This is a genomic window from Edaphobacter aggregans DSM 19364, from assembly GCF_000745965.1.
GTDB lineage: Bacteria > Acidobacteriota > Terriglobia > Terriglobales > Acidobacteriaceae > Edaphobacter > Edaphobacter aggregans.
This window is the reverse complement of sequence record NZ_KN050790.1, coordinates 109,203-121,747: the sequence shown is the minus strand read 5'-3', so window position 1 is coordinate 121,747 and position 12,545 is coordinate 109,203. Positions and strand designations below refer to the sequence as shown.

Annotated in this window: 11 protein-coding genes; 3 read left to right on the top strand and 8 right to left on the bottom strand. The window is 62.1% G+C overall.

Annotated features, from left to right (window positions below; genetic code table 11):
- Nucleotides 1-5 precede the first annotated feature (5 nt).
- Nucleotides 6-1,538, bottom strand: coding sequence for an FAD-binding oxidoreductase (locus Q363_RS34385; RefSeq protein WP_035359539.1), 1,533 nt, complete (start codon nt 1,536-1,538; stop codon nt 6-8).
- Between the two features lie 264 nt (nt 1,539-1,802).
- On the opposite strand from Q363_RS34385, the gene tdh reads away from it, so the two are divergent.
- A complete protein-coding gene (tdh, locus tag Q363_RS34380) occupies nt 1,803-2,837 on the top strand; it encodes an L-threonine 3-dehydrogenase (protein WP_035359537.1) in 1,035 nt (344 codons plus the stop codon).
- Nucleotides 2,838-2,853: 16 nt separating this feature from the next.
- On the opposite strand, the gene Q363_RS34375 is transcribed toward tdh, so the two are convergent.
- From Q363_RS34375 to Q363_RS34365, 3 genes are all read right to left on the bottom strand, one after another.
- A complete protein-coding gene (locus Q363_RS34375) occupies nt 2,854-4,425 on the bottom strand; it encodes a GMC oxidoreductase (RefSeq protein ID WP_035359535.1) in 1,572 nt (523 codons plus the stop codon).
- Nucleotides 4,426-4,455: 30 nt separating this feature from the next.
- Nucleotides 4,456-5,163 carry a gluconate 2-dehydrogenase subunit 3 family protein gene (locus Q363_RS37325; protein WP_051979743.1) on the bottom strand — a complete coding sequence of 236 codons (708 nt, stop codon included), beginning with the start codon at nt 5,161-5,163 and terminating at the stop codon, nt 4,456-4,458.
- A 130-nt stretch (nt 5,164-5,293) separates the two neighbouring features.
- On the bottom strand, nt 5,294-6,154 hold the full coding sequence (locus Q363_RS34365) for a protein-L-isoaspartate O-methyltransferase family protein (protein WP_245632667.1): 861 nt from the start codon (nt 6,152-6,154) through the stop codon (nt 5,294-5,296).
- A 374-nt stretch (nt 6,155-6,528) separates the two neighbouring features.
- Between Q363_RS34365 and Q363_RS34360 the strand changes: the two genes are divergently transcribed.
- The gene (locus Q363_RS34360) at nt 6,529-7,284 is read left to right on the top strand and encodes a TIGR00266 family protein (RefSeq protein WP_035359533.1); all 756 of its coding nucleotides are present in this window, start codon (nt 6,529-6,531) and stop codon (nt 7,282-7,284) included.
- Between the two features lie 3 nt (nt 7,285-7,287).
- Here Q363_RS34360 and Q363_RS34355 read toward each other — a convergent pair whose 3' ends face one another.
- Nucleotides 7,288-8,670 (bottom strand): cytochrome P450, encoded by a 1,383-nt coding sequence (locus Q363_RS34355; RefSeq protein WP_035359531.1) that lies wholly within the window; start codon nt 8,668-8,670, stop codon nt 7,288-7,290.
- A gap of 46 nt (nt 8,671-8,716) precedes the next feature.
- Nucleotides 8,717-9,166, bottom strand: coding sequence for a MauE/DoxX family redox-associated membrane protein (locus tag Q363_RS34350; protein WP_084081044.1), 450 nt, complete (start codon nt 9,164-9,166; stop codon nt 8,717-8,719).
- Nucleotides 9,167-9,213: 47 nt separating this feature from the next.
- On the opposite strand from Q363_RS34350, the gene Q363_RS34345 reads away from it, so the two are divergent.
- On the top strand, nt 9,214-10,005 hold the full coding sequence (locus tag Q363_RS34345) for an ABC transporter ATP-binding protein (protein ID WP_035359528.1): 792 nt from the start codon (nt 9,214-9,216) through the stop codon (nt 10,003-10,005).
- A 6-nt stretch (nt 10,006-10,011) separates the two neighbouring features.
- Here Q363_RS34345 and cydB read toward each other — a convergent pair whose 3' ends face one another.
- Together cydB and Q363_RS34335 are read right to left on the bottom strand one after the other, a co-directional pair.
- Nucleotides 10,012-11,058 carry a cytochrome d ubiquinol oxidase subunit II gene (cydB, locus tag Q363_RS34340; protein ID WP_035359526.1) on the bottom strand — a complete coding sequence of 349 codons (1,047 nt, stop codon included), beginning with the start codon at nt 11,056-11,058 and terminating at the stop codon, nt 10,012-10,014.
- A gap of 9 nt (nt 11,059-11,067) precedes the next feature.
- Nucleotides 11,068-12,441 carry a cytochrome ubiquinol oxidase subunit I gene (locus tag Q363_RS34335; RefSeq protein ID WP_051979742.1) on the bottom strand — a complete coding sequence of 458 codons (1,374 nt, stop codon included), beginning with the start codon at nt 12,439-12,441 and terminating at the stop codon, nt 11,068-11,070.
- Between the last annotated feature and the right edge of the window lie 104 nt (nt 12,442-12,545).

The following is a 12,545-nucleotide window of genomic DNA, read 5'->3' as shown; positions in this document are numbered from 1 at the left end:
TCTCTTCATGCGCGGATCGACATCGCGTGATGGAAGATATTGTTCGGATCATACTTCCGCTTCACCGCCTGCAGAAACGGATACAGCTCGCCATCGCCATAGTACAGCTGCGGCCAGAACGAATGCTCCACCATGTCTTTGTCCGGATAATTGATGTAACACCCTTCGTAGCGATCGCCTTTGAACGGTGTGCCGCGATAGCGCTCCGGCACATTGCTCCCCGAGTACATCTCGGTATAGAAGTCCCTGATCCACGACAGGTGTGCCGCGTCTTCCTCCGGGGCGCTCCAGTAGGTCTGGTACTGCAGCTTCATCACCGATGACCGCTGGCAGATCGCCGTCTCCTCCGCCAGCCCCGGCCGGTTCGCCGCGCCACCGTACGAGTCGATCTCCACCACCGACGAGCGCAGGCTCACATCGCCAATCGTCCTCGTCATGTGCTTGTACATCGTCCTCGCCTCGTCCCTCGTGAAGTTGCGCTTCATATATGCCGACTTGTACTTCGCCCTGCTCGCAGCCCCTGAACCGCTATTTCGCTCCGTCGCATCAAGCCAGTCGCGCCGGACCATCGTGTGCTGTCCCAGGCAGACCTCCTTGCCCTTTCCCGCTCCTGGAGCCGCCGGCGCAATCGCCGAAGGAATATGCGCCCCGCTCTCCGCACCGCAGTCTCCAAAACGATCCAAAAACTCCGTCAACACCGTCAGATCCTTGCACGTCCCGTCCGGGTTGCAGAACTGCACCGACATTCCGAAACGCTCGCCGGACTTATGCCGCGGAACCAGCACTCCGAACAGCCCCCACGTGTCCGGATCCTTGCCGCGCGTCTCGAAGTACTCTCCATACGTCATCAGGATCCGCGCGAACTTCTCCTCCGTCATGTCCGCCCACTGGAACTGAAGGTTCGCTTCCATCACCTCGAGCGGTGCCTGCGGCAGCTTGTCAAAAGCGTAGCTCGTGATCACGCCAAAGTTGCCGCCGCCCGCGCCTCTGCATGCTCGAAACAGATCGGCATCGCGCGTCTTGTTTACCGTGCGCGGAATCACCTTGCCGTTCGCCTCCACCGTCAGGATGTCGATCTCCGTCACCCAGTCCGCAGAGACGCCATGCAGTCTTGCAAGTAGACCATACCCTCCGCCGCTGATATGTCCGCCCGCGCACACCGTCGCGCACGTCCCCGCAGGAATCGTCACGCCGTACCGCCGATACAGCTCCAGATACGCATTCCACAGCTGCGTCCCCGGAGCAATCCTGTAAGGCAATCCTTCGCTCGCACGGTTCGCGCCGGTCAGCAGCGACGTATCCAGAATCGCGCCTCCGGGATTATTCGCGAAGAAATCCTCGTAGCAGTGCCCGCCGCTCCGCACCGTCGGCCGCATCCCCGCGCTCACAATTCGCTGCAGCGCATCGGCGGCATCCTTCGCGCTCTCCACCAGCTCGATCCTTCCCGCCGCCTCCGTCTCCACGGCAGGCCAGCGAAGATTGTGTCCCTTCTTCAGCGTGTTGTAGCGCGGATCCTGCCGCAGCACTGTGATCGCCATACTCTGCTCGTTGCAACGCTCATCCCTGCGACCCTGCGAGCCGCGAAAACGTCAATGCCTGCGCTGCTTTGGCAACGATCATCGCATATCAACGGCACGTCAGTAACGCACAAATTGCCGCTACGTCAAATGCCTTATCCCTGTCTCAAGCATTGGCCCTACTCTCGCCTCGCAGGTAGAATCCATAATGGCGATGCATTGTGCACCGTCAGAATTGCCGTCTCCAATCGGCCGTAGTCTCACGAACACTGAAAGGCACTCCCCGTGAAGGCACTCGTCAAAAGCCGCGCCGAGCGCGGCCTCTGGCTCCAGGACGTCCCTGAGCCCGAGATGGGCATCAACGACGTCAAGATCCGCGTCCTCGCCACTGGCATCTGCGGCACCGACCTCCACATCTACGACTGGGATGCCTGGGCCAGCTCCACCATCCGCCAGGGCCTCGTCATCGGTCACGAGTTCGTCGGCGAGGTCGTCGACTTCGGCTCCAACGTCACCGACCTCTCCCGAGGCCAACTCGTCTCCGGCGAAGGCCACGTCGTCTGCGGTCGCTGCCGCAACTGCCTCGCCGGACGCCGCCACCTCTGCGCCCACACCCTCGGCGTCGGCGTCAACCGCGACGGCGCCTTCGCCGAGTACATCGTTCTGCCCATGTCCAACATCTGGCAGCATGCCAACGGCATCAAGCATGAGATCGCCGCCATCTTCGACCCCCTCGGCAATGCGGTCCACACCGCGCTCGCCTTCCCGGTCCTCGGCGAAGACGTCCTCGTCACCGGAGCCGGCCCCATCGGCATCATGGCCGCCGCCGTCGCCCGCCACGCCGGCGCGCGCTTTGTTGTCATCTCCGATCCCAACCAGTACCGCCGCGATCTCGCCACCAAGGTCGGCGTCACCCTCGCCGTCGACCCCCGCGTCACGCCGCTCAAAGAGATTCAGAAGCAACTCCACATGCACGAGGGCTTCGACGTCGGCCTCGAGATGTCCGGCAACCCCGCCGCCTTCCGCGAGATGCTCATCAACATGAGCCACGGCGCCAAGATCGCCATGCTCGGCATCCCCTCCGAACACATCGCCATCGACTGGAACCAGGTCGTCTTCAACCAGCTCACCCTCCGTGGCATCTACGGCCGCGAGATGTACGAGACCTGGTACAAGATGACCGTCATGCTCCAGAGCGGCCTCGATATCTCCGGCGTCGTCACCCATCGCCTCAACTGGCGTGACTATGAGGCAGGCTTCGATGCCATGCGCTCCGGAAACTCCGGCAAGGTCATCCTCGACTGGAGCGACGTCAGCTAACCCTGTCCATGGCGGACTAGATATTGCCCTGCCGTATCTCGTCCGCCATGTACTCCGACGCGCGCATCGACAGCGCAAGAATGGTCATCGTCGGGTTCTGCCATCCCGCGCTCGTAAAGCACGCCCCATCCACCACGAAGAGATTCTTGATGTCGTGGCTCTGGTTCCACTTGTTCAGAACGCTCTTCTTCGGATCATCCCCCATCCTGCAGGTCCCCACCTCGTGAATGCTGTAGCCCGGCGGATTCGGCTGCTCGTTCTTTGACAGCACCTCGAACCCCGCCGACTCCGACATCGCTACGCACGTCTTCACTGCGTCCTTCGCCATGTTGTACTCGTTGTCCGTGTACTTCGTCTGGATATCCAGCACCGGAATCCCCCACGCATCCACCACATCCTTGTTGATGCGCACAAGATTCTCGTACCGGCCCAGCACCTCGCCCATAATCGTCATGTAGAACGCGCTGCCGTAGTATTCATCCATCTTCTTCTGCAGCTCCGCTCCATAAGCCGCGAAGTTCCGCGCCTCCAGAGCACCCAGCCGGCTCGTCACATTCAGCGCATATCCACGAAGAAACCCATCCGCCTTCGTCGTAATGTTGCGGAACCGCGGCACCAGCGCCGTCCCTCCCATAACCTCCCTCGTCGCTTTTCCGCCCCGCGCCTCCGGCACCGAGCACGTAATCCCCGCGCCGTAGATCTGATCCATCAAGTAGTGCCCCATCACGCCGCTCGAGTTCCCCAGCCCCGAGTTCATCAGCAGCCGCGTGCTCTCGAGCGTCCCCGCCGCCAGCACCACGCGCTTCGCCTTCACCGACATCTCCCTCCGCGTCAGCCGGTCGACAAAGTTCGCTCCATTCACCAGCCCGGTCTGCCTGTCCACCGTCAGGTTCCGGACGACAGCGTTCTCCACTGCCTCCAGCTTGCCCGTCGCAAACGCATCCGGCAGCAGAAGGTTCACTGAGCTCGCCAGTCCGTCGCGTCCATGCGAACTTCTCTGCCGGCACACCGGCACTCCCATCTTCTTGCCCGCCTCGGCAAACCGCACCATTGACGTCGGCCACTCCGGCTCCTCGTCGATAAAGTTCCCGTCCGGATACTGCGGTAAGCCCTCGTTCCTCCCATGCACCTGGAAGATCTCCTCCACGCGCGAGTAGTACGGAGCCACATCCTCCAGCGCGATCGGCCAGTCCTCGCCGAAACCATCCCGCAACCTCGCCTTGAACTCGTAGTCGCTCAACCGGAACGACTGCCGCGACCAGAACAGCGACCGCCCGCCAAACAACCGCACCCGCACCCAGTTGTAGGGATTCTGAGGAGCGAACGTGTACGGAACCTCCTGCTCATCCACCCACACATTCGCGTTGAACTCGTTCGACTGAAACACATGCGTCAGACGCCCCGGCGGCTTGAATCCGCGATAGGGAAGCTCATACGCCGGCTTCCTCTCCGCGTCTTTGGCCACATCCACAATCGGCCCCGCGTTCAACATTAGGCACGAGATGCCCGTCTCCGTCAGAACCTTCGCCGCCATCCCACCCGCATGGCCCGAGCCGATAATCAACACCTCTGCTGCTTCCTCTCGCATAGTCCTCGCCCGTCTCACCCGTCTCGATACTCAGTAGTTGCGCCGGATCTCCGTACCCGGCTGCGTCGGCTTCGTTCCTCGCTTCGGCACCGGAGTAGCCTTGCTCCGCATGCAGTACGGATCCGGCTCAATCGGATACCAGTACAGTGCCACCTGCGTCCGCTCCTGCGCGCCCTCCGCCGGTGCATCGTTCCACGGCTTCGAGTTGACCGTCGCCGCGCGAATATCCGTATGCGCCACATTGATGAAGTCGGCATGTTTCTCCAGCGGCGGATGATCCGACATCCACGTCCGCAGCCACGGCTTCAACAACGCATCCGCCTGCACCGCATCCAGCTTCGCAAATGGCTGCGAGTACCTCTTCTTCGCCTCGGCATCCAGCCAGTCCAGCCCACCCTGATACATCTGCTTCCTGTCCGCAGGAGACTCACCCACCAGAAAATCCAGAAACGCCGGAACCCCAGCCGACACCGCGCCCGGCTTGCTGCCGATCGGCGGCATCAGAACATCGCTCAGCCGCGTCAGCGTAGCCATCTGCACCGGCGTAAAGAACCTCAGCTCTCCCTCAGCCACCGCCTCCGCAACCTGCACCGTCGGCACAGGCGTAGCCGGAGTCAACCCCACGGTCCACGGTACCGGTGCAGGCGGCGGAGGTGCAGGATTCTGACTCTGCGCCAGCAACAGCTTCGGTGCCGCTGCCGCCGTCACCATCGTCCTCACAAACTCGCGACGCCTCATAGCCCTCCTTTTCGTCCCCCGAAACCTTATTCGAAGAACAAATCCCAGTCCACCACCCGATTGAGCGGTGACAGCCGAAATGCGGTTTCATTGCATCAACTCATCAACTGCCATTGCGCGAAGCGCACCATCACGCCCCCACCTGCCGCGCCGAAAGCCACCATCCATCCCCCACGCACCACGCCGTCTCATCTGGCTCATCATCCCGCCACAACGACCGCACCCGTCCGGCGTATCCCCTGCGAAAACACTCCGCCAACCTCCTCTCTGCCCACGCCTCCCGAGCCCCCACGCAGCCCACAAACTTCGCCCCGCACAGAAATCTCGCTGCATATCCCTCCGGCAGCCGTGTCACCAGCAGCATCGCCCCGGCACCCTCATCCGGAGTCAGCGGAAACAGCAGCCTCCCTCCTGGCTTCAGCGCATCCAGCCACACTTCCAGCGGAGCCGTTGCTCCCGCGCTCACATACAGCGCATCGCACTCCGGTAGCGGCCCCACCGTTCCCGACCCCGCATGCACCCTCACCCACGGCATCCTGCGCAGATTCTCCGCCGCCCTCCACGCCAGATCCGCCTCGATCTCGTAGGCCTCCACCCGCCCCTCCGGCCCCACCAGCTGCGCCAGCATCGATGTGTAGTATCCCGTCCCCGCTCCTACATGCACCGCGGTCTCCACGGGTCTCATATGCAAGGCCGCCAGGCAGATCGCATGAAGACTCGGCTGGCCGTTATTGATCGCCGCCTCCCCCTTCAGCTGAACCAGAACATCCTGGTACAGCAGCACAGGGTCGTCGATCATCTCGCCCCCGTCCTCCCGCTCCCCGAAGATCCTCCACGGCGGCGGCCCCAAAAACGCCTCACGCGGCGTCGAGGCAAACACCCTCGCAATCGCACTCTCCTCCCCCGCGTCCGCGCTCGCGGCCATCTTCCTCCCGAATGCCTCCCGCCGCTCTTCAAGGCCCATGCCGAAATCAGACGCCGTTCCGACCATCAAACGCAACCCAGATCGAAGCACATCCTTCTTTCAAGTGTCATCCTGAGCGAAGCAGCTCGCGCCAGCGAGCCGCGAAGTCGAAGGATCTGCGGTTTGTAAAAGTGACGAGCCGCCCCGAGCCATTGCAGTCGAGCCATCGCCCCATACCCGCGCCAATCCAGCCCGCCAGCCACATTTCCACACCCGAACTCTTGACACCGCCTGTTACTCTTAGATCAGGAGTAAAGAAAAGCCCGGCCACCGCCGGGCTTCCGCCTTTAAAAGGCCCCTCAAAACCGAAGTACCAACCTAAAGTCTCTCTTTCGAAGACTTTGCATACTTTTGGTGGGGAGGGGGTACGGTATACTCGCCTACGTCAGCAAGGAGAATCCATGCAGCATCGCATCCTCGGAACCACCATGCCCGTCCTCGAGTTCGCACTCGATCACAACGACGCCGTCATCTCCGAGGCCGGTGAGCTCTCCTGGATGAGCCAGTCTATCCAGATGACCACCCACACCCAGCACGGCGGCGGTGGCGGCCTCCTCGGCGTCCTCAAGCGCGTCGCCGGCGGCGGAACCCTCTTCATGACCGAGTACCGGGCCTACGGCGCCCCCGGAACCGTCGCCTTCGCCACCCGCGTCCCCGGGCACATCGTCCCCATCGAGGTCGCCAGCGGACACGAGTACATGGTTCACCGCCACGGCTTCCTCTGCGCCACCGCCGGAATCGTCCTCGGCGTCGGATTCCAGCAGTCCCTCGGGGCAGGAATCTTCGGCGGCGACGGCTTCCTCCTCCAGAAGGTCTCGGGCGAGGGAATGGCCTGGCTCGAGCTCTCCGGCGAGGTCATCGTCAAGGATCTCGCCCCCGGCGAGACCCTCCGGGTCCACCCCGGCCACGTCGGAGCCTTCCACGCCAACGTCTCCTTCCAGATTCAGCGCGTCCCTGGCATCCGCAACATGATCTTCGGCGGCGACGGCATCTTCCTCGCCGCGCTCACAGGCCCCGGCCGCGTCTGGCTCCAGACCCTGCCCATCCAGCGCCTCGCCCACCAACTCCAGGAGTACATGAAGGTCGAGCGCGTCCAGCAAACCACGGAAGGTGGCGTCCTCGGAGGCGTCATCGGCTCCGTCCTCAAAGGGATGTAGTTTCTAAACGCGCCGCTCCACCAGCAGCCGAACGCCATGCTTCGGCCGCAGGCTGATCGCCGGCTGCAACTCAACCTCACCGGCTCCGTCTGGAGGGAGGCTGAAGCGCCAGTCACGCACCATCGTGGCCAGCGCCAGAACTCCCTCCATCCACGCCAGCCCCTCTCCGATGCACTGCCGGCTGCCCGCGCCGAACGGAAAAAACGCGAACCGCGGCCTGTCCTTCTTCTCCGCCGCGAACCGCTCCGGATCGAAGCGCAGCGGATCAGGATAGAAACGAGCATCGCGGTGCACCACATACTGCGGCGCGATCACAATCGCCCCACGCGCGATGGGATATCCCGCAATCTCGTAAGGCTGCACACAGCTCCGCGCAATCGCCCAGACCGGCGGATACAGCCGCATCGTCTCAGAGAACACCTGCGTCGTGTAGCTCAGCCGCCCGTAGTCGTCCGCGGCTGCGGCGCGCGAACCAAGCACGCTCGACGCCTCATCGTTCACGCGTTGCTGAATCTCAGGATGCTTCGCCAGCAGCCACAGCGCGAAGCTCAGCGCGTTGGCCGTCGTCTCGTGCCCGGCCAGCATGATCGTCAGGCACTCGTCGCGAACCTGCTCGTCCGTCATGCGAGCCGACGGGTCCTCGCTGTCCACCGCCTCCAGCAGCATCGAGAGCAGGTCCCCGCGATCGCCCGGCGACTGCCGACGCTCGCCGATCATCGCATAGATGATCGCATCCATGTCCGCCTGCCCCTTGTGGATTCGCTTCATCACTGGCAGCGGCAGCCGCTGAATCTGCTCGGAGAACGGCAGAATCGCAATCGGAAGGAATTCCATGAACGCGTCCACCGCAGCCGACACGGTCATAATCTCGCGGCGCGACTGCACGTCCACGTCGAACAGGCACTTGCCCACGATGCGGAGCGCAAGCTCGAGCATGTCCTCGTGAACATCGCGCACCGCGCCCGACTGCCAGTTCTGCGAGATCGCCAGGCTGTTCCGTCCAATCACCTCGCCGTACGCCGCGATGCGCTGGCGAAGGAACGCCGGCTGCGCCAGCCGCCTCTGCCGCATATGCAGCGGCTCCTCGCTCGTCAACAGGCCCTCACCCAGTACAGCCCGGGCCCGCTGCATAACCAGGCCGCGATGATGCTTCGAGGCGTCCCGGATTAGAAAGTCCTCGATCAGCGCAGGATGATTGAGCTGATAGATGTGACGGCCGAAGATTCTCGAGTGGACGAGATCGCCATACTGCGTGGCAGCCTCGCGCAATCCTTCAATCGCGTTCAATCGAAATAGTCTTCCACGAAGCAGACGTGTGAGAAAGGGTGGACCGGCAGGGTAGGCAGCAGAACGTCCGGGACGTATGTCGAGGGCGGCGTCGGTCATAGAACCTCCGCCCCAAGTCTAGCTGCAGGCGCCCCGGCTGCCCTCATTAGCAAACGCGTCCATCCAGCGACCATCCGTTATATCGTCGCAAGAACATCAACACGGCAAACACCAGCGCGTAAATCAGCTGCGTTCCCGCGGCCGCCCAGTCCTGCACCAGGGACGACCCGAACGTCAGCACCGCCATCAGCAATGACGCAGCAACCAGGGCCCAGCGCGTCTTCAGCCCGATCAGTAGTAGAAGTCCGATCAATCCCTCGATTGCGGGAAGCGCCGTTCCGAACGCATGGACAAGCGGCTGCGAAAGCGGCGAATGCGCGAACTGTTCCGCCAAGTGAGCAGAGAACGCGTCCTTTCCTGCAAGCAGACGGCTCACTCCGTGCATCAGCAGATTCACGCCGGCGACAACGCGCAGCAGCACGTACGCAATTACCTCGTCGCTTGTGGATATGTTCGTCGATGTACTCAGCGGCATCGATCCTCCGTCGTTAGCCATTCGATGCCTGCACACGTGAACTCGTCTCAAGCGATTATCCTTACGTCATGGCCCAGCTTCCAACCGAGCCCTTCCTGCGCCTCTCTCATGTCAACGTTGCCCGCGGCGAAACCATCGTCCTCCACGACATCAACCTCACGGTCAACGCCGGCGAGCACATCGCCATCCTCGGCCCGAACGGCTGCGGCAAATCCACGCTCATCAAGACCATCACCTGCGAGTGTTATCCCCTCGCGCAACCCGAGACTGAGGTCCGCATCTTCGGCCGCAGCCGCTGGGATCTCACCGAGCTGAAGAAGCGCCTCGGCGTAGTCTCACCTGAGCCGCCCGGCCGTCACACCCTCACCACCACCGGTCGCGACGCTGTCCTCACCGGCTTCTTCTCCAGTTCCACCCTCTGGCCCAATCTCACGGTCACCGACGAGATGTGCGCCCGCACCGACGAGATTCTCGCGCTGATCGACGCCGAGCCGCTTCGCGACACGCTCATCGGACATATGTCTGCCGGGCAACAACGGCGCATCATGATTGGCCGCGCTCTCGTTGCGTCCTCACAGATGCTCCTGCTCGACGAGCCCTCGAACGCTCTCGACCTCGCCGCTCAGGCCGAGCTACGCAACCTGCTCCGCCGTCTCGCACAGCAGGGAACCGGTATTCTGCTCATCACCCACCACGTCTCCGACATCATCCCCGAGATTGACCGCATCCTGATGATGAGAGACGGCCGCATCGTCGCCGATGGCCCCAGATCTCAGCTTCTCACCGAGCAGCGCCTAGGCGACCTCTTCCATACCGAGGTCCGACTCACGGAACGCGATGGGTTCCAGCACGCCTGGTGAAGCTCACTAGTGGCTGTAGCCTTCGGCGTGCTCCGGAACCTTGCCGCGAAACAGCCAGTAGACGGTGATGGTGTAGATCAGCGCCAGCGTGAGCCCGAACGTCCACCACACCAACCCGACGCGTACCGTGTGCGGTCCCGCAAGCGCGCGCTCGATCGTGATGTCGTGCCCGCCAGTCCCTACTGTAGGCAGTAGAACCGGATACAGCCCCGCCGCTGCGCCGACGAGCATAGACGCCAGATATGTACACGATGCCAGAAACGCCTTCCATTCACGATCGTTTCGTAGTGCTGTCGCAATGACGAACAAGCTCACCAGGACCATTAGCGGAGCCAGCCACGCCGCCCAATGTTCGGTATAGCGCACCAGCGAACCAGGCCGGGCAAGAATGGTCGCCGGTACACTCACTGCCGTCACTAGCGTGACTATCGGCCACAGACGGCGCGCCCAGATCTTCGCGCGGGCGTTGAGTTCCCCCGCCGTCTTCAGTGCGAGATAGAGCAATCCATGTTGGGCCAGGGCCAGTAGGGCAAGCACTCCTCCCAGCACGGTATACCAGTCCAGAATCCCCGGATTGGGGCCCGTCCTCCAGTCAGTCCACAATGGGAGGAAGAAGTAGTCGTCCGCGCCCAACGGCACCCCGCGAATCACATTCGCCAGCGCGGCCCCGAAGAACACGGCAAGTACTGCGCTGGAAAGAGAGAACGTCGCATCGAACAGCGTCATGAACACCTTGTCGTGTGCATGCGCGCGCAACTCGATGCTCAGGCCACGCATCATCAGCAGCCACAGCACGATAGTCAGCGGCAGGTAGAAGCCGCTGAACGATGACGCATACAGTAGGGGAAACGCGAAGAAGAGCGTGCCGCCACCGGCGATCAGCCATACCTCGTTGCCGTCCCACACGGGTCCGATCGCGTGCATCGCCTGGAGCCGCTCTTGCTCGGTGCGCGCGACGAACAGATATACGATTCCAACACCGAGGTCGAAGCCATCGAGCACGACGTACACGGTTAGCATTGCCGCCACGATCCAGAACCACAACGTCCCCATACCGTCTCCTCACGCAGTCGTCAGTGTGTGCGCATCATGGCCTTCGTCGACCACTGGAGCTCTTGGCCCCTTCTGGATCGCCGAGTACACCATCACGATCCAAAGGATCGAAAGCACCGAGTACATCCCAAGAAATCCCAGCAGCGTGAACAGGCTCGTCTCTGGCCCAACATGCTTCGAATAGCCCTCTGAGGTCCGCATCAGTCCATAGACCAGCCACGGCTGCCGGCCCAACTCCGCAGTCATCCATCCCGCGGTGTTCGCGATGTACGGCAGGGGAAAGCTTAGCAGCAAGGGCCACAGAATCCACCGCGTTGAATACAGCTTGTTGCGCCACAATAGAAACGCCGCGACGGTCGTCAACAACGCGAAGTAAGTCCCCAGGCCGGCCATGATGTGGTAGCTGTAGAAGAGCAGCGGCAGGGCCGTCGGCCACTGATCGCGCGGAAACTGATCCAGGCCAGTCACCTCCGCCTTTGTCGTTCCATAGATCAGAAAACTCAGCACGTCGTTTACGGCAAGAGGATTCGCGATCGTCCCAGTCTCAACATCGGGCTGCCCCATCAGCACCACTGGCGCGCCCGGAGTCGTATGAAACAGACCTTCCATCCCCGCCATCGCAGCCGGCTGATGCCTCGCTAGATACTTGCCATGCAGATCGCCCGTTGGAAATATCTGAGCCACGCATGAGGCGACACCTGCAATCACGCCGACTTTCACGAAGACTCGCCCATACTCCTCAAACCTGTGCTGCAGCAGATAGAGAGCTCCAGTTGCCGCCATGACAAACGCGCCTGTAACGACCGCGCCCGACATGTTGTGCGCGTACTGCAGCCACGCCCACGGATTCATCAACAGGCCCCAGAAGCTGGTTACATCATAGGTCCCGTTCGGCATCACTTGATACGCCACCGGATGCTGCATCCACGCATCGGTCACGATGATGAAGAAGCCGGAGATCCAGGATCCGAGCCACACCATGAACGCGGCGAACCAGTGGAGTTTGCGCGAGAGTCTTTTCTCGCCGAAGAGCAGCAGTCCCAGGAACGCGCTCTCAAGGAAGAAGGAAAAAACTCCCTCCATCGCCAGCGGCTGCCCGATTACGCCGCCCGTGCGCCGCGAAAACTCCGACCAGTTGGTGCCGAACTGAAACTCCATCGGAATTCCCGTCACGACACCGAGCACAAAGTTCACTGCAAAGATGCGCGCCCAGAACCGCGCCGCCGTGTCATAGAGCTCCTGCTTTCCCGGATCCGTTGTGCGAAGGGCGACGGTCTTCAACGCAACGATCAGCAGCGCAAGGCCCATCGTCAGCTGAGGAAAGAGGTAGTGATACGTGATGGTGAATGCAAAATGAATCCGATGAAGCGTGAGTGCGTCCACTCGGCATGCTCCTTGCTGCTCTGTTATCAGTATGCGCCAGCTAAGGACCGCAAGGAGCAAATTCAGGTGAGGACGAACGATTACCGCCGTAGATAAAGCAGAAT

Bases quoted from the DNA above. Each gene is read 5' to 3' on its own strand.
- Q363_RS34385 (WP_035359539.1), bottom strand. From the start codon at position 1,538: ATGGCGATCACAGTGCTGCGGCAGGATCCGCGCTACAACACGCTGAAG.
- Q363_RS34375 (WP_035359535.1), bottom strand. From the start codon at position 4,425: ATGCGAGAGGAAGCAGCAGAGGTGTTGATTATCGGCTCGGGCCATGCG.
- Q363_RS37325 (WP_051979743.1), bottom strand. From the start codon at position 5,163: ATGAGGCGTCGCGAGTTTGTGAGGACGATGGTGACGGCGGCAGCGGCA.
- Q363_RS34365 (WP_245632667.1), bottom strand. From the start codon at position 6,154: ATGGTCGGAACGGCGTCTGATTTCGGCATGGGCCTTGAAGAGCGGCGG.
- Q363_RS34360 (WP_035359533.1), top strand. From the start codon at position 6,529: ATGCAGCATCGCATCCTCGGAACCACCATGCCCGTCCTCGAGTTCGCA.
- Q363_RS34355 (WP_035359531.1), bottom strand. From the start codon at position 8,670: ATGACCGACGCCGCCCTCGACATACGTCCCGGACGTTCTGCTGCCTAC.
- Q363_RS34350 (WP_084081044.1), bottom strand. From the start codon at position 9,166: ATGGCTAACGACGGAGGATCGATGCCGCTGAGTACATCGACGAACATA.
- Q363_RS34345 (WP_035359528.1), top strand. From the start codon at position 9,214: ATGGCCCAGCTTCCAACCGAGCCCTTCCTGCGCCTCTCTCATGTCAAC.
- cydB (WP_035359526.1), bottom strand. From the start codon at position 11,058: ATGGGGACGTTGTGGTTCTGGATCGTGGCGGCAATGCTAACCGTGTAC.